The 23939-nt window shown below is 54.3% G+C and carries 27 protein-coding genes; 21 read left to right on the forward strand and 6 right to left on the reverse strand.

What is annotated here, in order from left to right:
* Positions 1–25 precede the first annotated feature (25 nt).
* Genes eptA through pmrB form a run of 3 tightly spaced genes read left to right on the forward strand, consistent with a single transcriptional unit; the run spans position 26 to position 3435 of the window.
* Complete coding sequence (eptA, locus tag ACK8NJ_RS21695) at positions 26–1669, forward strand: phosphoethanolamine transferase EptA (protein WP_001365469.1); 1644 nt, start codon at positions 26–28, stop codon at positions 1667–1669.
* Positions 1666–2334, forward strand: coding sequence for a two-component system response regulator BasR (gene basR, locus ACK8NJ_RS21700; RefSeq protein WP_000697919.1), 669 nt, complete (start codon positions 1666–1668; stop codon positions 2332–2334). The genes eptA and basR overlap by 4 nt, the downstream gene beginning before the upstream one ends.
* Positions 2335–3435, forward strand: a complete 1101-nt coding sequence (pmrB, locus tag ACK8NJ_RS21705; protein WP_001052138.1) for a two-component system sensor histidine kinase PmrB — start codon at positions 2335–2337, stop codon at positions 3433–3435. It begins immediately after the preceding gene.
* Here the strand turns inward: pmrB and pmrR are convergent.
* The 4 genes from pmrR to crfC form a co-directional block, all read right to left on the reverse strand.
* Complete coding sequence (gene pmrR / locus ACK8NJ_RS21710; RefSeq protein ID WP_000797657.1) at positions 3411–3500, reverse strand: LpxT activity modulator PmrR; 90 nt, start codon at positions 3498–3500, stop codon at positions 3411–3413. The genes pmrB and pmrR overlap by 25 nt on opposite strands.
* 111 nt (positions 3501–3611) lie before the next feature.
* Positions 3612–5114 carry a glycine betaine/L-proline transporter ProP gene (gene proP, locus ACK8NJ_RS21715; protein WP_001298520.1) on the reverse strand — a complete coding sequence of 501 codons (1503 nt, stop codon included), beginning with the start codon at positions 5112–5114 and terminating at the stop codon, positions 3612–3614.
* Positions 5115–5377: 263 nt separating this feature from the next.
* A complete protein-coding gene (locus ACK8NJ_RS21720; protein WP_089703722.1) occupies positions 5378–6256 on the reverse strand; it encodes a YjcZ-like family protein in 879 nt (292 codons plus the stop codon).
* Entirely contained in the window at positions 6253–8481 is a 2229-nt protein-coding gene (crfC, locus tag ACK8NJ_RS21725; RefSeq protein WP_000288560.1) for a clamp-binding protein CrfC, read from the reverse strand. Before crfC ends, ACK8NJ_RS21720 begins: the two co-directional genes overlap by 4 nt.
* Before the next feature lie 401 nt (positions 8482–8882).
* Between crfC and ACK8NJ_RS21730 the strand changes: the two genes are divergently transcribed.
* The 16 genes from ACK8NJ_RS21730 to phnP all read left to right on the forward strand — a co-directional run bounded on the left by ACK8NJ_RS21730 (position 8883) and on the right by phnP (position 20722).
* Positions 8883–9218, forward strand: a complete 336-nt coding sequence (locus tag ACK8NJ_RS21730) for a zinc ribbon domain-containing protein YjdM (protein ID WP_001300891.1) — start codon at positions 8883–8885, stop codon at positions 9216–9218.
* 159 nt (positions 9219–9377) lie between these two features.
* Entirely contained in the window at positions 9378–9821 is a 444-nt protein-coding gene (gene yjdN, locus ACK8NJ_RS21735; RefSeq protein WP_001131317.1) for a VOC family metalloprotein YjdN, read from the forward strand.
* A gap of 132 nt (positions 9822–9953) precedes the next feature.
* Positions 9954–10742 (forward strand): phosphonate ABC transporter ATP-binding protein, encoded by a 789-nt coding sequence (gene phnC / locus ACK8NJ_RS21740; protein ID WP_411961969.1) that lies wholly within the window; start codon positions 9954–9956, stop codon positions 10740–10742.
* Positions 10743–10766: 24 nt separating this feature from the next.
* Positions 10767–11783 (forward strand): phosphonate ABC transporter substrate-binding protein, encoded by a 1017-nt coding sequence (gene phnD, locus ACK8NJ_RS21745; RefSeq protein ID WP_411961970.1) that lies wholly within the window; start codon positions 10767–10769, stop codon positions 11781–11783.
* A gap of 60 nt (positions 11784–11843) precedes the next feature.
* Positions 11844–12623, forward strand: a complete 780-nt coding sequence (gene phnE / locus ACK8NJ_RS21750) for a phosphonate ABC transporter, permease protein PhnE (RefSeq protein ID WP_001296658.1) — start codon at positions 11844–11846, stop codon at positions 12621–12623.
* A 20-nt stretch (positions 12624–12643) separates the two neighbouring features.
* The gene (phnF, locus tag ACK8NJ_RS21755; RefSeq protein ID WP_001295387.1) at positions 12644–13369 is read left to right on the forward strand and encodes a phosphonate metabolism transcriptional regulator PhnF; all 726 of its coding nucleotides are present in this window, start codon (positions 12644–12646) and stop codon (positions 13367–13369) included.
* The gene (gene phnG, locus ACK8NJ_RS21760; protein WP_000542771.1) at positions 13370–13822 is read left to right on the forward strand and encodes a phosphonate C-P lyase system protein PhnG; all 453 of its coding nucleotides are present in this window, start codon (positions 13370–13372) and stop codon (positions 13820–13822) included.
* Positions 13819–14403, forward strand: coding sequence for a phosphonate C-P lyase system protein PhnH (gene phnH, locus ACK8NJ_RS21765; RefSeq protein WP_000171616.1), 585 nt, complete (start codon positions 13819–13821; stop codon positions 14401–14403). The genes phnG and phnH overlap by 4 nt, the downstream gene beginning before the upstream one ends.
* Positions 14403–15467 (forward strand): alpha-D-ribose 1-methylphosphonate 5-triphosphate synthase subunit PhnI, encoded by a 1065-nt coding sequence (gene phnI / locus ACK8NJ_RS21770; RefSeq protein ID WP_328115759.1) that lies wholly within the window; start codon positions 14403–14405, stop codon positions 15465–15467. The genes phnH and phnI overlap by 1 nt, the downstream gene beginning before the upstream one ends.
* Positions 15460–16305 carry an alpha-D-ribose 1-methylphosphonate 5-phosphate C-P-lyase PhnJ gene (gene phnJ / locus ACK8NJ_RS21775; protein ID WP_000002289.1) on the forward strand — a complete coding sequence of 282 codons (846 nt, stop codon included), beginning with the start codon at positions 15460–15462 and terminating at the stop codon, positions 16303–16305. The genes phnI and phnJ overlap by 8 nt, the downstream gene beginning before the upstream one ends.
* A complete protein-coding gene (phnK, locus tag ACK8NJ_RS21780) occupies positions 16302–17060 on the forward strand; it encodes a phosphonate C-P lyase system protein PhnK (protein ID WP_001075534.1) in 759 nt (252 codons plus the stop codon). Before phnJ ends, phnK begins: the two co-directional genes overlap by 4 nt.
* A gap of 110 nt (positions 17061–17170) precedes the next feature.
* A complete protein-coding gene (phnL, locus tag ACK8NJ_RS21785; protein WP_000611392.1) occupies positions 17171–17851 on the forward strand; it encodes a phosphonate C-P lyase system protein PhnL in 681 nt (226 codons plus the stop codon).
* On the forward strand, positions 17848–18984 hold the full coding sequence (gene phnM / locus ACK8NJ_RS21790; RefSeq protein WP_000586308.1) for an alpha-D-ribose 1-methylphosphonate 5-triphosphate diphosphatase: 1137 nt from the start codon (positions 17848–17850) through the stop codon (positions 18982–18984). Before phnL ends, phnM begins: the two co-directional genes overlap by 4 nt.
* Complete coding sequence (gene phnN / locus ACK8NJ_RS21795) at positions 18984–19541, forward strand: ribose 1,5-bisphosphokinase (protein ID WP_000145993.1); 558 nt, start codon at positions 18984–18986, stop codon at positions 19539–19541. The genes phnM and phnN overlap by 1 nt, the downstream gene beginning before the upstream one ends.
* Complete coding sequence (gene phnO, locus ACK8NJ_RS21800) at positions 19528–19962, forward strand: aminoalkylphosphonate N-acetyltransferase (RefSeq protein ID WP_001110486.1); 435 nt, start codon at positions 19528–19530, stop codon at positions 19960–19962. The genes phnN and phnO overlap by 14 nt, the downstream gene beginning before the upstream one ends.
* A 1-nt stretch (position 19963) precedes the next feature.
* Positions 19964–20722 carry a phosphonate metabolism protein PhnP gene (gene phnP / locus ACK8NJ_RS21805; RefSeq protein WP_062876256.1) on the forward strand — a complete coding sequence of 253 codons (759 nt, stop codon included), beginning with the start codon at positions 19964–19966 and terminating at the stop codon, positions 20720–20722.
* A gap of 34 nt (positions 20723–20756) precedes the next feature.
* Here phnP and yjdP read toward each other — a convergent pair whose 3' ends face one another.
* Complete coding sequence (gene yjdP, locus ACK8NJ_RS21810) at positions 20757–21086, reverse strand: DDRRRQL repeat protein YjdP (protein WP_000819739.1); 330 nt, start codon at positions 21084–21086, stop codon at positions 20757–20759.
* Positions 21087–21154: 68 nt separating this feature from the next.
* Positions 21155–21604: a bifunctional allose-6-phosphate isomerase/ribose-5-phosphate isomerase RpiB gene (gene rpiB / locus ACK8NJ_RS21815; RefSeq protein ID WP_000716792.1), complete on the reverse strand. Its 450-nt coding sequence runs from the start codon at positions 21602–21604 to the stop codon at positions 21155–21157.
* Positions 21605–21962: 358 nt separating this feature from the next.
* Between rpiB and ACK8NJ_RS21820 the strand changes: the two genes are divergently transcribed.
* Together ACK8NJ_RS21820 and alsB are read left to right on the forward strand one after the other, a co-directional pair.
* Positions 21963–22853, forward strand: coding sequence for a MurR/RpiR family transcriptional regulator (locus ACK8NJ_RS21820; RefSeq protein ID WP_000083216.1), 891 nt, complete (start codon positions 21963–21965; stop codon positions 22851–22853).
* 58 nt (positions 22854–22911) lie between these two features.
* Complete coding sequence (gene alsB, locus ACK8NJ_RS21825) at positions 22912–23847, forward strand: D-allose transporter substrate-binding protein (protein WP_282647949.1); 936 nt, start codon at positions 22912–22914, stop codon at positions 23845–23847.
* The last annotated feature ends 92 nt before the right edge of the window (positions 23848–23939 follow it).

The raw sequence follows: 23939 nt of genomic DNA on the forward strand, positions 1-23939 counted from the left end.
CACTTTGTTCGATGGAAACACCGTGATGTTGAAGCGCCTACTAAAAAGACCCTCTTTGAATTTACTCGCCTGGCTATTGTTGGCCGCTTTTTATATCTCTATCTGCCTGAATATTGCCTTTTTTAAACAGGTGTTACAGGCGCTGCCGCTGGACTCGCTGCATAACGTACTGGTTTTCTTGTCGATGCCGGTCGTCGCTTTCAGCGTGATTAATATTGTCCTGACACTAAGCTCTTTCTTATGGCTTAATCGACCGCTGGCCTGCCTGTTTATTCTGGTTGGCGCGGCTGCACAATATTTCATAATGACTTACGGCATCGTCATCGACCGCTCGATGATTGCCAATATTATTGATACCACTCCGGCAGAAAGCTATGCGCTGATGACACCGCAAATGTTATTAACGCTGGGATTCAGCGGCGTGCTTGCTGCGCTGATTGCCTGCTGGATTAAAATCAAACCTGCCACCTCGCGTCTGCGCAGTGTTCTTTTCCGTGGTGCCAATATTCTGGTTTCTGTACTGCTGATTTTGCTGGTCGCCGCACTGTTTTATAAAGACTACGCCTCGTTGTTTCGCAATAACAAAGAGCTGGTGAAGTCCTTAAGCCCCTCTAACAGCATTGTTGCCAGCTGGTCATGGTACTCCCATCAGCGACTGGCAAATCTGCCGCTGGTGCGAATTGGTGAAGACGCGCACCGCAACCCGTTAATGCAGAACGAGAAACGTAAAAATTTGACCATCCTGATTGTCGGCGAAACCTCGCGGGCGGAGAACTTCTCCCTCAACGGCTACCCGCGTGAAACTAACCCGCGGCTGGCGAAAGATAACGTGGTCTATTTCCCTAATACCGCATCTTGCGGCACGGCAACGGCAGTTTCAGTACCGTGCATGTTCTCGGATATGCCGCGTGAGCATTACAAAGAAGAGTTGGCACAGCACCAGGAAGGCGTGCTGGATATCATTCAGCGAGCGGGCATCAACGTGCTGTGGAATGACAACGATGGCGGCTGTAAAGGTGCCTGCGACCGCGTGCCTCACCAGAACGTCACCGCGCTGAATCTGCCTGGTCAGTGCATCAACGGCGAATGCTATGACGAAGTGCTGTTTCACGGGCTGGAAGAGTACATCAATAACCTGCAGGGTGATGGCGTGATTGTCTTACACACCATCGGCAGCCACGGTCCGACCTATTACAACCGCTATCCGCCGCAGTTCAGGAAATTTACCCCAACCTGCGACACTAACGAGATCCAGACCTGTACCAAAGAGCAACTGGTGAACACTTACGACAACACGCTGGTTTACGTCGACTATATTGTTGATAAAGCGATTAATCTGCTGAAAGAACATCAGGATAAATTTACCACCAGCCTGGTTTATCTTTCTGACCACGGTGAGTCGTTAGGTGAAAATGGCATCTATCTGCACGGTCTGCCTTATGCCATCGCCCCGGATAGCCAAAAACAGGTGCCAATGCTGCTGTGGCTGTCGGAGGATTATCAAAAACGGTATCAGGTTGACCAGAACTGCCTGCAAAAACAGGCGCAAACGCAACACTATTCACAAGATAATTTATTCTCCACGCTATTGGGATTAACTGGCGTTGAGACGAAGTATTACCAGGCTGCGGATGATATTCTGCAAACTTGCAGGAGAGTGAGTGAATGAAAATTCTGATTGTTGAAGACGATACGCTGTTATTGCAGGGATTGATTCTGGCGGCACAAACCGAAGGCTACGCGTGCGATGGCGTGACAACCGCGCGGATGGCGGAACAAAGCCTTGAGGCCGGTCATTACAGCCTGGTGGTACTGGATTTAGGGTTACCCGACGAAGATGGACTGCATTTTCTCGCCCGTATCCGGCAGAAAAAATACACCCTGCCGGTACTGATCCTCACCGCTCGCGATACGCTGACCGACAAAATCGCCGGGCTGGATGTCGGTGCCGATGACTATCTGGTGAAGCCTTTTGCGCTGGAAGAGTTACACGCCCGTATCCGCGCCCTGCTACGACGCCATAATAATCAGGGCGAAAGTGAGCTGATTGTTGGCAATCTGACGCTGAATATGGGTCGCCGCCAGGTATGGATGAGCGGAGAAGAACTGATTCTGACGCCCAAAGAATATGCTCTGCTGTCGCGCCTGATGCTTAAAGCAGGCAGCCCGGTGCATCGGGAAATTCTCTACAACGACATCTATAACTGGGACAATGAACCCTCGACCAACACCCTGGAAGTGCATATCCACAATCTGCGCGACAAAGTGGGCAAAGCCCGTATCCGCACCGTGCGCGGCTTTGGCTATATGCTGGTCGCAAATGAGGAAAACTAATTGAATCTGATGCGTTTTCTGCGCCGACCAATATCGCTGCGCCAACGGCTGATATTGACCATCGGGGCCATTTTGTTGGTGTTTGAGCTGATCAGCGTCTTCTGGCTATGGCATGAAAGTACCGAGCAGATTCAGCTGTTTGAGCAGGCGCTACGCGACAATCGCAACAACGATCGCCACATCATGCGTGAGATCCGCGAGGCGGTCGCCAGCCTGATCGTCCCCGGCGTCTTTATGGTCAGCCTGACGCTATTTATCTGCTATCAGGCGGTACGCCGCATCACCCGGCCGCTGGCGGAGCTGCAAAAAGAGCTGGAAGCGCGCACCGCCGACAACTTAACGCCTATTGCCATTCACAGCGCCACCCTCGAAATCGAAGCGGTGGTTTCGGCGTTGAACGATCTGGTCAGTCGCCTGACCAGCACGCTGGATAACGAAAGGTTGTTTACCGCTGACGTCGCGCACGAACTGCGAACGCCACTGGCGGGGGTGCGTTTGCATCTGGAACTGCTGGCGAAAACGCATCACATTGATGTAGCACCGTTAGTGGCTCGACTTGATCAGATGATGGAGAGTGTCTCCCAGCTGCTGCAACTGGCGCGTGCCGGACAGTCATTTTCTTCCGGTAATTATCAACATGTAAAACTGCTGGAAGATGTCATTCTCCCCTCGTATGACGAACTCAGTACCATGCTCGACCAGCGACAGCAAACCCTGCTATTGCCAGAGAGCGCCGCCGACATCACCGTTCAGGGTGATGCAACCCTGCTGCGGATGTTATTGCGAAACCTGGTAGAAAACGCCCATCGTTACAGCCCGCAAGGCAGCAACATTATGATTAAGCTGCAAGAAGATGGCGGAGCGGTCATGGCCGTTGAAGATGAAGGACCGGGTATTGATGAGAGTAAATGCGGGGAGTTGAGTAAAGCGTTTGTACGTATGGACAGCCGTTATGGCGGGATTGGTCTGGGGTTAAGTATTGTCAGCCGCATTACACAGTTGCATCACGGGCAGTTTTTCCTGCAAAACCGGCAAGAGACTTCCGGCACGCGGGCCTGGGTACGGCTGAAGAAAGATCAGTACGTGGCAAACCAGATATAAAGAAAGCTGCTGACCACCAGCACGCTGAACACGGTAGTTAAACTTTCATAAACACGGTTTTTCATTGCACTCTCCTCCGTTAACCTGGAGGAGAGTATGCGCGTCAGAGATTAAGTGAACCTTAAGACTTCAATTGGCCTGATAAGACAGCGTCACATCAGGCCATCCGTTTCAGCTTATTCATCAATTCGCGGATGTTGCTGCACCAGGCGGGTACGTTTCGCCTGCAAATCGGCAATCTCGTGGTCAATATCATCGATTTTCTGCTCGATATTATCGTAATGCTCGACGAGAATTTCCTTCGCTTCCTGTATATCTGACGCCGCCGGTGTCGCACCTTTCAACGGACGATTTGCCGTCTCTTTCATGGTTACGCCGGTGATTAAACCAACCACCGCCACTACCATCAGGTAATAGGCAGGCATCATCAGATTCTGCGAGCTTTCGACCAGCCAGGCCGCCAGTGTTGGCGTCAGACCGGCAACCAGCACCGAAATATTAAATGCCGCCGCCAGCGCGCTGTATCGGATATGCGTCGGGAACATCGCTGGCAAGGTAGAAGCCATAACGCCCGTAAAGCAGTTAAGGATCACCGCCAGCATCAGTAACCCGGCAAAAATCAGGCCGATGACGTTACTGTTAATCAGAATAAACGCCGGGATCGCCAACACAAACAGTGCAACACTACCAAGTAGCACAAACGGACGACGGCCAAAACGGTCACTCAGCAAGCCCATCACCGGCTGGACAAACAGCATACCGATCATAATGGCGATAATAATCAGCACCCCGTGGTCTTCGGAGTAATGCAGGTTATGCGACAAATAACTCGGCATATAGGTCAGCAACATGTAGTAAGTCACGTTGGTGGCAATTACCAGACCAATACATGTCAACAGGCTGCGCCAGTATTTAGTGGCAATCTCTTTAAACGAGACTTTCGGGCCATCCTGCAAACCTTCACGGTCGCCCTGTTCCAGTTTATCAACATGCTGCTGGAACGCCGGGGTCTCTTCCAGCGCATGGCGCAGGTAAAGCCCGATAATCCCTAACGGCAGAGCAATAAAGAACGGAATACGCCAGCCCCAGTCGAGGAAGTTCGCTTCTCCGACAATGGTCGAAATTAACACCACCACGCCCGCACCCAGCACAAACCCGGCAATAGAACCGAAGTCCAGCCAGCTGCCCATAAATCCACGTTTACGGTCAGGGGAGTATTCCGCAACAAATATCGACGCCCCGGTATATTCACCGCCGACCGAGAAACCTTGTGCCATCTTACAGATCAACAGCAGAATCGGTGCCCAAATACCAATCGTGTCGTAGGACGGTATTAAGCCAATACAGAACGTACTGATCGACATAATCACAATAGTGATAGCGAGGATCTTCTGGCGACCATATTTATCGCCCAACATACCAAAGAAGAGTCCACCAAGCGGTCGAATCAGAAAGGGAACGGAGAAAGTGGCAAGTGCAGCAACCATCTGCACGCTGGGGTCAGCCCCCGGGAAAAAAACTTTACCTAATGCGTAAGCAACAAAACCATAAACACCAAAATCAAACCATTCCATTGCATTACCCAGTGATGCTGCGGTAATGGCTTTACGCAGTTTACCGTCATCAATAATGGTGACATCACGAAGGGTAATCGGTTTTACTTTTTTCCTTTTCAGCATAGCTTTCCTCGCAGAGTTGGCCCATTTCCGCAAACGCCAGAAAAATCAGCGCGACGGCCGCAAAAGGGGAGCGGGAATTGCAGGATGCAATCTCTGTAACAAGCGTAGCGGGTTTGCTTACACCCTCCGGTTAAGGAATGTACAATCAAACCAGTTGACGCCTGAATTGGGCAGTTAATGACCTTTTTACCCTACCAGCGTTTAAATTTGTGATCAACTTCACACATGGATTTCGTTTAGGACTCATTGATGTAACTGATTATTTACACCAAATTTACAGAGAAGATTTCCTCGACCATTGCCCCCGCCAGACGCTGCGCTGAACAGAGTCGTGGCATCCCCAGCGCGACAGTTTGCCAGCGTTGGGTCACTGACCAGCAAACGGGTTGTTTATCTGCCGTGGTCCACTTTCCCAGCCAACTTAAAAAATCAGCATGATCCCCGCCCGTCGGAACGGTCGAAGAGGCAAACCACTGATGGTAATAGTGACGCGTGGTCGGGGCCGCATTGATACTCTCTGCCAGATGTTGTGTCGCTTTCACGCGCAAATCACCCAGCAACAACGCCACCGCTTGCGGGCTTCCCAGACGGCAGGCATCGCCAAATGCCCCCCAGCGCAACTCCTCCAGAACGATAAAACAGCGCCCAGGCAACGACCAGGCGTTATACGCCCCAGCACGCCAGCGGGTAAAAATTTGCTCGCTCTGTTCACCCGCCTGCACCAGTAGGCCTCGTTGCGTTAACGCCTTTTCCTTCCAGCGACAACGGGCTGAAAACCACTCATACAAGGCGGCAATTTGCTGGGGGAGCTCCGGGAAAGCAGAGTGCTGGCGGTGATCCATTTTTTGCAGCAGCGCCAGATGCTGCGCGATCTGCGTCAGTGCCAGATGACCGGGATCCAGCATCGACGCCAGTTTTTCCACCAATGTCAGACGCAGGCTAAGCGGCGCATTTAACATGCCGCCGTTCGTCCATGTCTGAAGCTGCATGCGCGCAAGAAGTTCCTGCATCAGTCGTTCACGAAACTGCTGCTGATGGGCTTGTGGAAGGCGGGCATCATCGCCCTGCGCCAGATCCACTAAAAAGCGCGGATGAACCGACTCCAGCACGCGACCGGGGCCGTCCAGTAACGTCTTGGTCAATATCGTTCTGCCGTGAAAAGTGTTTGAATATCATCGCGTAACAGCTGAGCGTCGGTGTAAATCCAGCTGTGAGTCATCACAGCCTGCTGCAATTGCTGCTGCATCAGCCTGACCACCGATTCATTTTGTTGACGCAGAGTCAGGCTTTCGCGTAAACGCGTCTGTAATTCCGTCAAACATGAAGCGAACTCAGCGAAAAAAGTATTCATGCCTGCCGTAACAGATTCATCGACCTGCTCTGCCAGAACTTTAGCCATTTGTTGGCAATAAAGATCGACTTCTGCGCTTAATGCTCGTTGCAACGCACTGTAATCAACCGTCTCTATCGGGGATTTCTCATTTCCCCGTCCCCAGTCGGGCTGATTCAACCAGCGCGAAAAAGTCTCACGCACAACGCCTAAACGCGTGCTCTGCTCGTCCATTGCGTCCTGGCGCGAAATGACTTCACTGAACAGCTGGCGAGTGTTGAAGTGGGGAACTGCGCCGTGAAAAACAGGAAAATGAAACCCAGGACGAAACCCTGACTCGCTCAATTCCATTTTGATTTGTTGCTCAATGGGGCGAATAACATCGGTTAACACCCGGCAAAGAGTGGATTCCAGCTCGGCAAAACGCAGCGTAAAGTCGCGACTGATGGTGTTCTGCGCCGTCTGTAACAGTGTCTCACAGCGGGTACGAATCTCGCTTAACGGCTCCGAATCATCCTGAAACCAGGCGGCTAACTGCGCATTCAGCGCATCTTGCTGTTGACGCAGAAAGTGGTTGGCGGAGGTCAGGGCCAGCTCGATTTCATGTTTAATCTCGCCGCTCACCTGCGCCTGATTGAGTTGCAATAGCTGCAAACTTTCTTCGACCTGATGGATATTTTGCCGCAATTGTTCACAAGCGACGTTTAACCCGTGCGCACGAAAATCCAGGTATTCCCGCGCCTGCTGCGCGTAATTCAACAGTTTATGCGCGGCAGATCGCAGAGCATACAACGAGGCGTTAGCGTAAGCGGCATGAAGCAACGCCTGAATTGGCTGGGCGAACAGCGAATCTTCCCACAACTGATCGGCAGCATGACGAATATGTTCGAGGTCCGCCAGATCGGCATGACGCCAGCGCCTGCCGAGCGCGGCATGGGCAAAATCTTCCACCCAGCGTTGTTGCTCTGGCGGTGGTAACTTACCGTTGTTGGCTAACTCATGGCGCGCCCGATTCGCCAGGTAGCCCCACATCGACGACACCGGAAATATCTGCTGTGGCGTAATACAGCCTTTCATCAGCGTCCCGGAAATCAGTGCCCGCACCTGGTCGGCGTCGTCACTGTTACGATCCTGTTGATCGAACTTATTGACCAGCACATACAGCGGCACCGATTGCCCCACCGCCAAAATCGCCTCACGGACCTCTTCATCGGAGATCGATTTCAGTTGCGTATAATCCAGCACCGCCAGTACCGCCGAGGCGCGTGCCAGCTGCTGGTTAAGCATTTTTTGCAGATGCGGTTGCCCGGCTTCATTTGGCCCAGGGGTATCCAGTAACGTCAACTGACCGGGATAACTCTCCAGCCCCGCCAGATGGACAAACTCCACTTCAATCACGGGAATATACTCAATGGCGGCGTAAGCAGAAAAAGGAAAATCGACGTCCAGCGCCTTCGCCAGTCGCACCAAATCATTCAAACTTTTCAGACAATGAAAAATAGGCTGGGCACCCAGATAATATTTTTCGAAAGCGACGCCATTTTCGATCCGCTGCATAAGCGCACGCATATCTTTATCTATTTCCAGCACATCGGTCAGATGCTTAATATCGCAATCACACAGGCGCTGTTGTAATTTTTGAATTAAACAATCGATTGGCGCGACATGTGAAAAATGCAGTACCGGTTCCTTTTGCCCGGGCGTATGGCGAATAAGCGTCGGCAGCGCAGTCATTGGGCGATTACGATTAGGCAAAACCTCCGTACCAACAATGGCATTAATGGTAGTTGATTTCCCTGCTTTCATGGTACCGACAATCGCCAGCACCATTTCCAGTCGGGAAATTTTACGCAACTCATTATTCAGCATCGCGTGACGTTCGGCGATATTAGGCTGACTCCAGGGTAAAGCCAGTTGTGGCGCATCGTCTCCGGGGACAGAGAGAGGCATTTTTTCCAGTAACTGCAACTGTTGGCGAGAAAGCTGTAACAGGCGTTCAGCCTCCTGACTTAACTCATACAGGGTCTGTGTGTACATAGAAAATTCTTCCTTAAAGCAAATTTTGTTACTTTTATTTAGCCAGATTGTTTTTGAGTTCTGTTTTCGGCTTTTATAATTACTGCAAGAAATAATTTTATATTTAGAGTGTTGTTTTTTATTAGAATAAATAACGTCTTCCGATACGTTTAAAACGTCAGAAAGATAAAAATATCATTTGAATTAAAAAAAGAACAAGTAGAGCATTAACCTTATCTTAAATAATAAATGGAGGCAAAAAGATTATTTTCTTTTTGCGTTTACTTTCAAATGAAAACGATCGTCGTCTAAAATCAGCAGTACCCCCGACAAACTCAGGGATTTTGTGTATAATTGCGGCCTTTTTCGGCAATCTGCCGTTTTTTGGCGCTTTTGCCCTGCTGACTTTTGAGGAAATCCACATGTCATTACCACACTGCCCAAAATGCAACTCCGAATACACCTACGAAGATAACGGCATGTACATCTGCCCGGAATGTGCCTACGAATGGAACGACGCAGAACCTGCACAGGAAAGCGACGAGCTGATCGTTAAAGATGCTAACGGCAATCTGCTGGCTGACGGCGACAGCGTTACCATCATTAAAGATCTGAAGGTGAAAGGTAGCTCTTCGATGCTGAAAATTGGCACCAAAGTGAAAAACATCCGCCTGGTTGAAGGCGACCATAACATCGATTGCAAAATCGACGGTTTTGGTCCGATGAAACTGAAATCTGAGTTTGTGAAAAAGAACTGATTGTATTGTGATCGGTAAGCCGGATAAGGCGCTCGCGCCGCATCCGGCAACGATGCCGACTGCCTGATGCGACGCTGACCGCGTCTTATCAGGCTTCCCTCTCATCTGTATAAATTTCGAACTACACTTAACTGGCTTCTCTTAACTGAGGTCACCATCATGCCGTTAAGTCCCTACCTCTCTTTTGCCGGTAACTGTGCCGACGCAATTGCTTATTATCAACGTACGTTGGGCGCTGAACTGCTCTATAAAATCAGCTTCGGCGAAATGCCAAAATCAGCGCAGGACAGCGCCGAGAACTGCCCTTCCGGAATGCAATTTCCCGATACCGCCATCGCCCACGCCAATGTGCGCATTGCCGGAAGCGATATCATGATGAGCGATGCTATACCGTCAGGAAAAGCCAGCTACTCCGGCTTTACGCTGGTGCTCGATTCGCAACAGGTCGAAGAAGGAAAACGCTGGTTTGACAACCTTGCCGCTAACGGAAAAATCGAAATGGCCTGGCAGGAAACTTTCTGGGCGCATGGCTTCGGCAAAGTCACCGATAAATTTGGCGTACCGTGGATGATTAATGTCGTCAAACAACAACCAACGCACTAACCCGCCGGGAGGGCCGCCCTCTCGCACTGTCATCGAAATCTCGTTAACTCTTCATCCGTTAGTCACTTTTAGTTAACAAAATCGTCACAATAATCCGCCACGATGGAGCCACTTTTTTAGGGAGGCTGCATCATGCAAACGATTATCCGTGTCGAGAAGCTCGCCAAAACCTTCAATCAGCATCACGCGCTGCACGCGGTTGATCTGAACATTCATCACGGTGAAATGGTGGCTCTGCTTGGGCCGTCGGGTTCCGGCAAATCCACCCTTTTACGTCACTTAAGCGGTTTGATTACCGGCGATAAATCTGCCGGTAGCCATATCGAGCTGCTGGGCCGCACAGTCCAGCGCGAAGGCCGCCTGGCCCGCGATATCCGCAAAAGCCGCGCCAACACCGGCTACATCTTCCAACAATTCAACCTGGTGAATCGCCTGAGCGTACTGGAGAACGTGCTGATTGGCGCGCTCGGCAGCACGCCATTCTGGCGCACCTGTTTTAGCTACTTCACTCGCGAGCAGAAACAGCGCGCGTTACAGGCGCTGACCCGCGTTGGCATGGTGCACTTTGCCCATCAGCGCGTTTCCACCCTCTCCGGCGGACAGCAGCAGCGTGTGGCGATTGCCCGTGCGCTGATGCAGCAGGCGAAGGTGATTCTGGCCGATGAACCCATCGCCTCGCTGGACCCGGAATCAGCGCGCATCGTGATGGACACCCTGCGCGACATCAACCAGAACGACGGCATCACCGTGGTCGTCACGCTGCATCAGGTGGATTACGCCCTGCGCTACTGCGAACGCATCGTCGCCCTGCGTCAGGGGCACGTCTTCTACGACGGCAGCAGCCAACAGTTTGATAACGAACGCTTTGATCATCTCTATCGCAGCATCAACCGCGTCGAAGAGAACGCGAAAGCTGCCTGACATCCCCATCATTGAGGAAAACGAATGAACGCTAAGATAATTGCCTCGCTGGCCTTCACCAGCATGTTCAGCCTCAGCACCCTGTTAAGCCCGGCGCACGCCGAAGAGCAGGAAAAGGCGCTGAATTTCGGCATTATTTCAACGGAATCACAGCAAAACCTGAAACCGCAATGGACGCCGTTCTTACAGGATATGGAGAAGAAGCTGGGCGTAAAGGTCAACGCCTTCTTTGCCCCGGACTACGCGGGCATTATCCAGGGGATGCGCTTCAATAAAGTGGATATCGCCTGGTACGGCAATCTGTCGGCGATGGAAGCGGTGGATCGCGCCAACGGTCAGGTCTTCGCCCAGACGGTCGCAGCAGATGGATCGCCGGGTTACTGGAGCGTGTTGATCGTCAACAAAGACAGTCCGATCAACAACCTGAACGATCTGCTGGCGAAGCGTAAAGATCTCACCTTCGGCAATGGCGATCCTAACTCTACCTCTGGCTTCCTCGTCCCCGGCTACTACGTCTTCGCCAAAAACAATATCTCCGCCAGCGACTTCAAGCGCACCGTCAACGCCGGGCATGAAACCAACGCGCTGGCCGTCGCCAACAAGCAGGCGGATGTGGCGACCAACAACACCGAAAACCTCGACAAGCTGAAAACCTCCGCGCCAGAGAAGCTCAAAGAACTGAAGGTGATCTGGAAGTCGCCGCTGATCCCAGGCGATCCGATCGTCTGGCGCAAGAATCTTTCCGAAACCACCAAAGACAAGATCTACGACTTCTTTATGAATTACGGCAAAACGCCGGAAGAGAAAGCGGTGCTGGAACGCCTGGGCTGGGCCCCGTTCCGCGCCTCCAGCGACCTGCAACTGGTGCCGATTCGCCAGCTCGCGCTGTTTAAAGAGATGCAGGGCGTGAAAGGCAATAAAGGGCTGAATGAGCAGGACAAGCTGGCAAAAACTAGCGCCATTCAGGCGCAACTGGATGACCTGGACCGCCTGAACAACGCGTTAAGCGCGATGAGTTCGGTGAGTAAAGCGGTGCAGTAATGTGCTCGATCGGTCCCCTCTCCCACAGGGAGAGGGAGAAAACATTAAACGGAGCAATATATGCAAACCATCACCATCGCCCCACCCAAGCGCAGCTGGTTCTCGCTTCTGAGCTGGGCCGTTGTTATCGCCGTGCTGGTCGTCTCGTGGCAGGGCGCGGAAATGGCCCCGCTCACGCTGATTAAAGACGGCGGCAACATGGCGACGTTCGCCGCCGACTTCTTCCCGCCCGATTTCAGCCAGTGGCAGGATTACCTCACCGAAATGGCCGTCACGCTGCAAATCGCCGTCTGGGGCACCGCGCTGGCGGTGGTTCTCTCCATCCCCTTCGGCCTGATGAGTGCTGAAAACCTGGTACCGTGGTGGGTCTACCAACCTGTACGCCGCCTGATGGACGCCTGCCGCGCCATTAACGAGATGGTCTTCGCCATGCTGTTCGTGGTCGCCGTCGGTCTCGGTCCGTTCGCTGGCGTACTGGCGCTGTTTATCCACACCACCGGCGTGCTCTCCAAACTGCTTTCCGAAGCGGTAGAAGCAATTGAACCCGGCCCGGTGGAAGGTATTCGCGCCACCGGTGCCAACAAGCTCGAAGAGATCCTCTACGGCGTGCTGCCGCAGGTGATGCCGCTGCTGATCTCCTACTCCCTCTATCGCTTCGAATCCAACGTCCGTTCGGCCACCGTTGTTGGCATGGTCGGCGCTGGCGGGATCGGCGTCACCCTGTGGGAAGCGATTCGCGGTTTCCAGTTCCAGCAAACCTGCGCCCTGATGGTGCTGATTATCGTCACGGTCAGCCTGCTGGATTTCCTCTCTCAACGGTTGCGTAAGCACTTTATCTGATAAGCGAGGCATTGATATCTATGCACTTGTCTACACATCCGACCAGCTACCCAACACGCTATCAGGAGATAGCCGCAAAACTTGAGCAGGAGCTTCGTCAACACTACCGCTGCGGCGACTATCTTCCCGCCGAGCAGCAACTGGCGGCGCGCTTTGAGGTGAACCGCCACACCCTGCGCCGCGCCATCGACCAACTGGTGGAAAAAGGCTGGGTACAGCGCCGTCAGGGCGTCGGCGTGCTGGTGCTGATGCGCCCGTTCGATTACCCGCTCAACGCTCAGGCGCGTTTTAGCCAGAACCTGCTGGATCAGGGCAGCCATCCCACCAGCGAAAAACTGCTGTCTGTGCTGCGCCCGGCCTCCGGTCACGTCGCTGACGCGCTGGGGATAACCGAGGGCGAGAACGTTATCCACCTGCGCACCCTGCGCCGGGTCAACGGCGTCGCGCTCTGTTTAATCGACCACTACTTTGCGGACCTCACCCTCTGGCCGACGCTGCAACGCTTCGACAGCGGCTCGCTGCACGATTTTCTGCGCGAGCAAACGGGGATTGCGCTGCGCCGCAGCCAGACGCGGATCAGCGCCCGCCGCGCCCAGGCCAAAGAGTGCCAGCGTCTTGAAATCCCGAATATGTCGCCGCTGCTGTGCGTGCGCACCCTTAACCACCGTGACGGTGAAAGCAGCCCGGCGGAGTACTCCGTCAGCCTGACGCGCGCCGACATGATTGAATTCACTATGGAGCACTGAATGCACGCAGATACCGCGACCCGCCAGCACTGGATGTCCGTACTGGCACACAGCCAACCGGCTGAACTGGCAGCCCGCCTGAAGGCGCTGAACATCACTGCCGACTATGAAGTAATCCGCGCCGCTGAAACCGGCCTGGTGCAGATTCAGGCGCGGATGGGTGGCACCGGCGAACGCTTTTTTGCTGGCGACGCCACGCTCACCCGCGCCGCCGTACGCCTGACTGACGGCACGCTCGGCTACAGCTGGGTGCTGGGGCGCGACAAACAGCACGCCGAACGCTGCGCGCTGATCGACGCGCTGATGCAGCAAACCCGCCATTTTCAAAACTTATCAGAAACTCTTATTGCCCCGCTGAACGCTGACCGTATGGCACGCATTGCCGCACGCCAGGCCGAAGTAAACGCCAGCCGGGTCGACTTCTTTACGATGGTTCGCGGAGATAACGCATGACCCTGGAAACCGCTTTTATGCTTCCTGTGCAGGATGCCCAGCACAGTTTTCGTCGCCTGTTAAAGGCCATGAGCGAGCCGGGCGTGATTGTCGCCCTGCATCAGCTCAAACGCGGCTGGCAGCCGCTGAATATCGCCACCACCAGCGTGCTGCTGACGCTGGCCGATAACGACACGCCGGTGTGGCTTTCTGCGCCATTAAGTAACGATATCGTCAGCCAGAGCCTGCGTTTTCATACCAACGCGCCGCTGGTCAATCAGCCGGAACTGGCGACCTTCGCGGTAACGGATGAGGCGATTTCCAGCGAACAGCTTAACGCCCTTTCCAGCGGCACCGCTGTTGCGCCAGAAGCGGGCGCGACGCTGATTTTACAGGTCGTCAGCCTGAGCGGCGGGCGCATGCTGCGCCTTACTGGCGCGGGTATTGCCGAAGAACGAATGATCGCTCCGCAGCTGCCGGAGTGCATTCTGCACGAACTCACCGAGCGCCCGCACCCGTTCCCGCTCGGCATCGACCTGATCCTGACCTGCGGCGAGCGGCTGCTGGCTATCCCGCGAACCACTCATGTGGAGGTGTGCTGATGTACGTTGCCGTGAAAGGGGGCGAGAAGGCGATCGACGCCGCCCACGCCCTGCAAGAGAGCCGACGCCGGGGCAATACCGATTTGCCTGAACTGAGCGTCGCCCAGATTGAACAGCAGCTTAATCTTGCAGTAGATCGCGTGATGACCGAAGGCGGCATTGCCGACCGCGAACTGGCGGCGCTGGCGCTGAAACAGGCCAGCGGCGATAACATCGAAGCGATTTTCCTGCTACGCGCCTACCGCACCACGCTGGCGAAGCTCGCGGTAAGCGAGCCGCTCGACACCACGGAGATGCGTCTCGAACGGCGTATTTCAGCGGTTTATAAAGATATTCCCGGCGGCCAGCTGCTTGGCCCAACCTACGACTACACCCATCGCCTGCTCGATTTCACCCTGCTGGCAAACGGCGAAGCGCCGACGCTGACCACCGCCGACAGCGCACAACAGCCGTCGCCGCACGTTTTCAGCCTGCTGGCGCGTCAGGGGCTGGCGAAGTTTGAAGAAGATAGCGGCGCACAGCCGGACGACATCACCCGCACGCCGCCGGTTTACCCCTGCTCACGTTCTTCCCGTTTGCAGCAGCTCATGCGCGGAGACGAAGGCTATTTGCTGGCGCTGGCCTACTCCACCCAGCGTGGTTACGGACGCAATCATCCGTTCGCAGGCGAAATCCGCAGCGGCTATATCGACGTGTCGATTGTACCGGAAGAGCTGGGATTTGCGGTGAACGTCGGCGAACTGCTGATGACCGAATGTGAAATGGTCAACGGTTTTATCGACCCGCCGGATGAGCCGCCGCACTTCACGCGCGGCTACGGGCTGGTGTTCGGCATGAGCGAGCGCAAAGCGATGGCAATGGCGCTGGTTGACCGCGCTCTGCAAGCCCCGGAGTACGGCGAGCACGCGACAGGCCCGGCGCAGGATGAAGAGTTCGTGCTGGCGCATGCCGACAACGTCGAAGCCGCAGGCTTTGTCTCGCACCTCAAACTCCCGCACTACGTCGATTTCCAGGCCGAACTGGAGCTACTCAAACGTCTGCAACAGGAGCAGAACCATGGCTAATCTGAGCGGCTACAACTTTGCTTACCTCGACGAGCAGACCAAACGCATGATCCGCCGCGCCATCTTAAAAGCGGTAGCGATCCCCGGTTATCAGGTACCTTTTGGCGGGCGCGAGATGCCGATGCCGTACGGCTGGGGAACTGGTGGTATCCAGCTTACCGCCAGCGTGATTGGCGAAAGCGACGTGTTGAAGGTGATTGACCAGGGTGCGGATGACACCACCAACGCCGTGTCGATTCGCAACTTCTTTAAGCGCGTGACCGGGGTAAACACCACTGAACGTACGGACGATGCGACGCTTATCCAGACGCGTCACCGCATCCCCGAAACGCCGCTGACCGAAGATCAGATCATTATCTTCCAGGTGCCAATCCCGGAACCGCTGCGCTTTATCGAGCCGCGCGAAACGGAAACCCGCACCATGCACGCGCTGGAGGAGTACGGCGTGATGCAGGTGAAGCTGTATGAAGATATCGCCCGCTTCGGTCATATCGCCACCACCTACGCCTATCCGGTGAAGGTAAACGGGCGCTACGTGATGGACCCGTCGCCGATCCCGAAATTCGATAACCCGAAAATGGACATGATGCCCGCCCTGCAGCTGTTCGGCGCAGGGCGCGAGAAGCGCATCTATGCGGTGCCGCCGTTTACCCGCGTGGAAAGTCTCGATTTCGACGATCACCCGTTCACCGTTCAGCAGTGGAATGAGCCATGCGCCATCTGCGGATCGACCCACAGCTATCTTGATGAAGTGGTGCTGGATGACGCCGGAAACCGCATGTTTGTCTGCTCCGATACCGATTATTGCCGCCAACAGAGCGAGGCGAAAAGCCAATGAATCAACCGTTACTTTCGGTCAATAACCTGACCCACCTTTACGCGCCGGGCAAAGGCTTTAGCGATGTTTCTTTTGATTTATGGCCGGGGGAAGTGCTGGGCATCGTCGGGGAATCCGGCTCCGGGAAGACCACGCTGCTGAAATCAATCTCCGCGCGCCTGACGCCGCAGCAGGGGGAGATTCGCTATGAAAACCGCTCCCTCTATGGCATGAGCGAAGCCGACCGCCGCCGTTTACTGCGCACCGAATGGGGCGTGGTACATCAGCATCCGCTCGACGGCCTGCGCTGCCAGGTGTCGGCAGGCGGCAATATCGGCGAACGGTTGATGGCAACCGGAGCGCGTCATTACGGCGATATTCGCGCCACCGCGCAGAAGTGGCTGGAAGAGGTGGAGATTCCCTCCAACCGGATCGACGACCTGCCGACCACCTTTTCCGGCGGTATGCAGCAACGTTTGCAGATTGCCCGCAACCTGGTGACGCATCCGAAGCTGGTGTTTATGGATGAACCGACCGGCGGGCTGGATGTATCGGTACAGGCGCGCCTGCTCGATCTGCTGCGCGGTCTGGTGGTGGAGCTGAATCTGGCGGTGGTGATTGTCACCCACGATCTGGGCGTCGCCCGCCTGCTGGCGGACCGTTTGCTGGTGATGAAACAGGGGCAAGTGGTGGAGAGTGGGTTAACCGACCGCGTGCTCGACGACCCGCACCACCCGTACACCCAGTTGCTGGTGTCATCGGTTTTGCAGAATTGAGCCAGTGCCGGATACGGCGTAAACGCCTTATCCGGCCGACAAATGCGCTCCCCGTAGGTCGGATAAGACGCGTCAGCGTCGCATCCGACACCCGAACCACGAGGCGAAAAATGATTAACGTACAAAACGTCAGTAAAACCTTCATCCTGCACCAGCAAAACGGCGTGCGCCTGCACGTCTTACAACGTGCCTCGCTCACAGTCAACGCAGGCGAATGCGTGGTGCTCCACGGCCACTCCGGCAGTGGAAAATCAACCCTGCTACGCTCGCTGTACGCCAACTATCTGCCCGATGAAGGTCAAATCCAGATCAAACACGGTGATGAGTGGGTAGACCTGATCACCGCGCCAGCCCGCAAAGTGGTGGAGATCCGCAAAACCACCATCGGCTGGGTGAGCCAGTTTCTGCGCGTCATCCCGCGTATTTCGGCACTGGAAGTGGTGATGCAGCCTCTGCTCGATACCGGCGTACCGCGTGAAGCCTGCGCCGCTAAAGCCGCGCGTCTGCTCACCCGCCTGAACGTGCCTGAACGCCTGTGGCACCTGGCACCATCGACCTTCTCCGGCGGCGAACAGCAGCGCGTCAACATCGCCCGTGGCTTTATCGTCGACTACCCCATTCTACTGCTCGACGAACCTACCGCCTCGCTGGACGCCAAAAACAGCGCCGCCGTAGTGGAACTGATCCGCGAAGCCAAAGCCCGTGGCGCGGCCATCGTCGGCATCTTCCATGACGAAGCCGTACGCAATGACGTCGCCGACCGCCTGCACCCAATGGGAGCCTCTTCATGATTATCAATAACGTCAAACTGGTGCTGGAAAACGAAGTGGTACACGGTTCACTGGAAGTACAGGACGGTGAAATCCGCGCCTTTGCCGAAAGCCAGAGCCGCCAGCCGGAAGCGATGGACGGCGAAGGTGGCTGGCTACTGCCCGGACTGATTGAGCTGCATACCGACAACCTCGATAAATTCTTCACCCCGCGCCCGAAAGTCGACTGGCCCGCCCATTCGGCGATGAGCAGCCACGACGCGCTGATGGTGGCAAGCGGCATCACCACCGTACTGGACGCCGTGGCGATTGGTGATGTGCGCGACGGCGGCGATCGGCTGGAGAATCTGGAGAAGATGATCAACGCCATCGAAGAGACGCAGAAACGCGGCGTCAACCGCGCCGAGCACCGCCTGCACCTGCGCTGCGAACTGCCGCACCACACCACGTTGCCGCTGTTTGAAAAACTGGTGCAGCGCGAACCGGTGACGCTGGTATCGCTGATGGACCACTCGCCAGGCCAGCGCCAGTTCGCCAATCGCGAGAAGTATCGCGAATATTATCAGGGCAAATATTCCCTCACCGATGCGCAGATGCAGCAGTACGAAGAGGAACAGCTGGCGCTTGCCGCACGCTGGTCACAGCCGAATCGCGAATCCATCGCCGCCCTGTGCCGCGCGCGACACATTGCGCTCGCCAGCCATGATGACGCCACGCACGCACACGTTGCCGAATCCCACCAGCTTGGCAGCGTGATCGCCGAATTTCCCACCACGTTTGAAGCGGCACAAGCCTCGCGCAAGCACGGCATGAACGTGCTGATGGGCGCGCCGAATATCGTGCGCGGCGGTTCGCACTCCGGCAACGTGGCGGCCAGTGAACTGGCGCAGCTTGGCCTGCTGGATATCCTCTCTTCCGACTACTACCCCGCCAGCCTGCTCGATGCGGCATTTCGCGTCGCCGATGACGAGAGCAACCGCTTTACGCTGCCGCAGGCGGTGAAGCTGGTGACCAAAAATCCGGCGCAGGCGCTTAATCTCCAGGATCGCGGGGTGATTGGCGAGGGCAAACGCGCCGACCTGGTGCTGGCGCATCGCAAGGGCAATCACATTCATATCGACCACGTCTGGCGTCAGGGTAAAAGGGTGTTCTGATGACGGGAAAACTGATTTGGTTAATGGGGGCCTCTGGCTCCGGAAAAGACAGTCTGTTGACGGAACTCCGCCAGCGGGAACAAACTCAGCTACTGGTAGCGCATCGCTACATCACGCGCGCCGCCAGCGCCGGAAGTGAAAACCATATCGCCCTGAGCGAGCAGGAGTTTTTTACCCGCGCGGGGCAAAATCTGCTGGCCTTAAGCTGGCACGCTAACGGCCTGTATTATGGCGTCGGCGTCGAGATTGACCTCTGGCTGCACGCTGGATTCGACGTGGTGGTCAACGGTTCACGCGCGCATTTGCCGCAGGCACGGGCGCGCTATCAATCGGCGCTGCTGCCCGTTTGTTTACAGGTTTCGCCGGAGATCCTGCGCCAGCGCCTCGAAAACCGTGGTCGTGAAAATGCCAGTGAAATTAACGCCCGACTGGCACGCGCTGCCCGCTATACTCCTCAGGATTGTCTTACGCTCAATAATGACGGCAGCCTGCGCCAGTCGGTCGACAAGCTGCTGACGCTGATTCATCAGAAGGAGAAACACCATGCCTGCTTGTGAGCTTCGCCCGGCCACACAGTACGATACCGACGCGGTTTACGCGCTGATTTGTGAGCTAAAACAGGCGGAGTTTGACCACCATGCGTTTCGCGTGGGGTTTAACGCCAATCTGCGCGACCCGAACATGCGCTACCATTTGGCGCTGCTGGATGGCGAAGTTGTCGGCATGATCGGCCTGCATTTGCAGTTTCATCTGCATCATGTCAACTGGATCGGCGAAATTCAGGAACTGGTGGTGATGCCGCAGGCGCGCGGTCTGAACATCGGCAGTAAATTACTGGCATGGGCAGAAGAAGAAGCCCGCCAGGCCGGGGCAGAAATGACCGAGCTTTCCACCAACGTGAAGCGCCACGACGCGCACCGTTTCTATCTGCGCGAAGGCTACGAGCAGAGCCACTTCCGCTTCACCAAGGCGCTGTAACATGAGCCTGACCCTCACACTTACTGGCACTGGCGGCGCACAGGGCGTTCCCGCATGGGGCTGTGAGTGCGTGGCCTGCGTCAGAGCGCGGCGCTCACCACAGTATCGCCGCCAGCCATGCAGCGGCGTCGTGAAGTTTAACGACGCGATCACCCTGATCGACGCCGGGCTGCACGATCTCGCCGATCGCTGGTCGCCCGGATCGTTCCAGCAGTTTTTGCTGACGCACTACCATATGGATCACGTGCAGGGGCTGTTTCCGCTGCGCTGGGGCGTGGGCGATCAGATCCCGGTCTACGGCCCGCCGGATGAACAGGGCTGCGACGATCTGTTTAAACATTCGGGCCTGCTTGATTTCAGCCACACGGTGGAGCCATTTGTGATGTTTGATTTGCAGGGGTTGCAGGTCACGCCGCTGCCGCTCAACCATTCGAAACTCACTTTCGGCTATCTACTGGAAACGGCACATAGCCGGGTGGCGTGGCTGTCTGACACCGCAGGCCTGCCGGAAAAAACGCTGAAATTTTTACGCAATAATCAGCCACAGGTAATGGTGATTGATTGCAGCCACCCACCGCGCGAGGATGCACCGCGTAATCACTGTGATTTAAACACCGTGCTGGCGCTGAATCAGGTTATCCGCTCGCCACGGGTGATTCTGACCCATATCAGCCACCAGTTTGATGCGTGGCTGATGGAAAACGCACTGCCGTCGGGGTTTGAGGCGGGGTTTGATGGGATGGAGATTGGGGTGGAGTGATGGGTGAGGGGCGATGCCTGCTCCATACCCAACATCATCGCCCATACTCATCTTCCATTCTCCGCTCTTCATCCTCCAGTTGCCGACGCTCCTGATCAAGCTGGCGTTGGCGATCGTCCAGCTGCCTGCGGCGATCTTCAAACTGGCGGCGGCGATCGTCATATTGTCTGCGCCGATCGTCGTTCACTTCACGCTGCCAGCCGTCGTCGCGCGAATCTTCATAGTCTCGCCCACGGTCAGGGTTATAAGCATCATTAATCGCCTGCTGAATATTGCCAATGGTGTCGTCGATAATATCGGCCTGGGCCGGAACGGTGGACAGCGTGAGCAGGGTGAATAAAAGAAATAGCGGAAAGCGTTTCATTAGCCAACCTCAAAAAGAAACTCTATCCACATTAGTCATTACTCATCCATGCAAGTAGTGGATGAATCTCAATTTCTCCGCTGCTCTATTGCCGTAATCGCCTCCACGCGTTGTTGATGACGACCGCCTTCGTACTGCGCGCCCAGCCACGCATCCACAATCATTTTTGCCAGTTCGAGGCCAACCACTCGTGAACCAAAAGCCAGCACGTTGGTGTCGTTATGCTGCCGCGAAAGTTGCGCGGAATAAGGTTCGCTACAGACGACCGCGCGAATTCCGGCAAACTTGTTCGCCGCTATCGAAATACCGACGCCAGTACCACAAATCAAAATCCCGCCATCAGCCTCTCCGCCAGCAACAGCCAGTGCGACTTGACTGGCGTAATGCGGATAATCAGTACGCTCTGACGACCAGGTTCCTTTATCAATCACTTCAACGCCACGCTCAACTAAATGTGCCACTATTTCATGTTTTAAAATGAAACCGACATGATCACAGCCAAATGCAATCTTTTTCATTCATCTTCCCCGTCCGTGCAAAACTTCACAATCAAAAAACATTTGTGATGTTAATGAATTAAAAACACCCAAAATCGATGAATTACGCCTTCCTGATCTGTTTTACAGAGTTACATCTGACAGCGCAATAGCGTTAAAGACACTCACCATCCAGCAACATCTATCATCTAAAAAACCAGAAAAACAAATAACATCTTGTTTTTAAAGTGATTGAATGAAATAAAATTTTAAGTCACTCTCCATTGTTCACAACAAAACAAACTTTATAAATTTTATTTTTTTGTGAAGTAGCCAGCATCTTTTCTGTTCTTGCTGTGGTGATATAGTGGCGTCTTCAATTCAAGGACAAGAGAACGTGATGAGCCAGTCAGAGTTTGATTCAGCGCTTCCGAACGGTATAGGGTTAGCGCCTTACCTGCGAATGAAGCAGGAAGGAATGACAGAAAATGAAAGCCGCATCGTGGAGTGGTTACTCAAACCCGGTAACCTGAGTTGTGCACCCGCAATTAAAGATGTCGCAGAAGCTCTGGCGGTATCTGAAGCGATGATAGTTAAGGTATCAAAGCTGCTGGGGTTTAGCGGCTTTCGTAACTTACGCAGTGCGCTGGAAGATTATTTTTCTCAGTCAGAACAGGTATTGCCTTCCGAGTTGGCTTTTGATGAAGCGCCGCAGGATGTGGTGAATAAGGTATTTAACATCACTTTACGCACCATTATGGAAGGTCAGTCGATCGTCAACGTTGATGAGATCCACCGTGCCGCTCGCTTTTTCTATCAGGCCAGACAGCGGGATTTGTACGGTGCCGGAGGATCAAATGCTATCTGTGCTGATGTACAGCACAAGTTCTTGCGCATTGGCGTACGCTGTCAGGCCTATCCGGACGCTCACATCATGATGATGTCCGCTTCGTTGTTACAGGAAGGAGATGTTGTGCTGGTAGTGACCCATTCCGGGCGAACCAGTGATGTAAAAGCGGCCGTAGAACTGGCAAAAAAGAACGGGGCAAAGATTATTTGTATAACGCATAGCTACCATTCACCAATAGCGAAACTGGCCGATTATATTATTTGCTCACCAGCCCCGGAAACGCCGTTATTAGGTCGTAATGCCTCGGCAAGAATATTACAACTAACTTTGCTGGACGCGTTTTTTGTCTCTGTCGCCCAGCTCAACATTGAACAAGCTAATATTAATATGCAAAAAACCGGCGCAATTGTTGATTTCTTCTCACCAGGCGCGCTGAAATAAGAAAAAGGTAATTCCGCCATCGCGGAGTTACCTATCCCCTTACCGTGAGAACATGATTATGAATAAATATCTGAAATATTTCAGCGGCACACTCGTGGGCTTAATGTTGTCAACCAGCGCTTTTGCTGCCGCCGAATATGCTGTCGTATTGAAAACACTCTCCAACCCATTTTGGGTAGATATGAAAAAAGGCATTGAAGATGAAGCAAAAACGCTGGGCGTCAGCGTTGATATTTTTGCCTCTCCTTCAGAAGGCGATTTTCAATCTCAATTGCAGTTATTTGAAGATCTCAGTAATAAAAATTACAAAGGTATCGCCTTCGCGCCATTATCCTCAGTGAATCTGGTCATGCCTGTCGCCCGCGCATGGAAAAAAGGCATTTATCTGGTCAATCTCGATGAAAAAATCGACATGGATAATCTGAAAAAAGCAGGCGGTAATGTGGAAGGTTTTGTCACTACCGATAATGTTGCCGTCGGGGCGAAAGGCGCGTCATTCATTATTGACAAGCTGGGTGCCGAAGGGGGTGAAGTCGCAATCATTGAGGGTAAAGCCGGTAACGCCTCCGGTGAAGCGCGTCGTAATGGTGCCACCGAAGCCTTCAAAAAAGCAAGCCAGATCAAGCTTGTCGCCAGCCAGCCTGCCGACTGGGACCGTATTAAAGCACTGGATGTCGCCACTAACGTGTTGCAACGTAATCCGAATATTAAAGCGATCTATTGCGCGAATGACACGATGGCAATGGGTGTTGCTCAGGCAGTCGCAAACGCCGGAAAAACGGGCAAAGTGTTGGTCGTCGGTACAGATGGAATTCCGGAAGCCCGCAAAATGGTGGAATCCGGACAAATGACCGCGACGGTTGCCCAGAACCCGGCGGATATCGGCGCAACGGGTCTGAAGCTGATGGTTGACGCTGAGAAATCCGGCAAGGTTATCCCGCTGGATAAAGCACCGGAATTTAAACTGGTCGATTCAATCCTGGTCACTCAATAAAACTGAATGATGCCGGATGATGATGCTAATGAAGTGTCTTATCCGGCTAACAAAATAACCTGAACGTAGACCTGATAAACGTAGCCATCAGG

The sequence above is a fragment of the Escherichia sp. F1 genome (assembly GCF_046764225.1).
GTDB lineage: Bacteria > Pseudomonadota > Gammaproteobacteria > Enterobacterales > Enterobacteriaceae > Escherichia > Escherichia coli.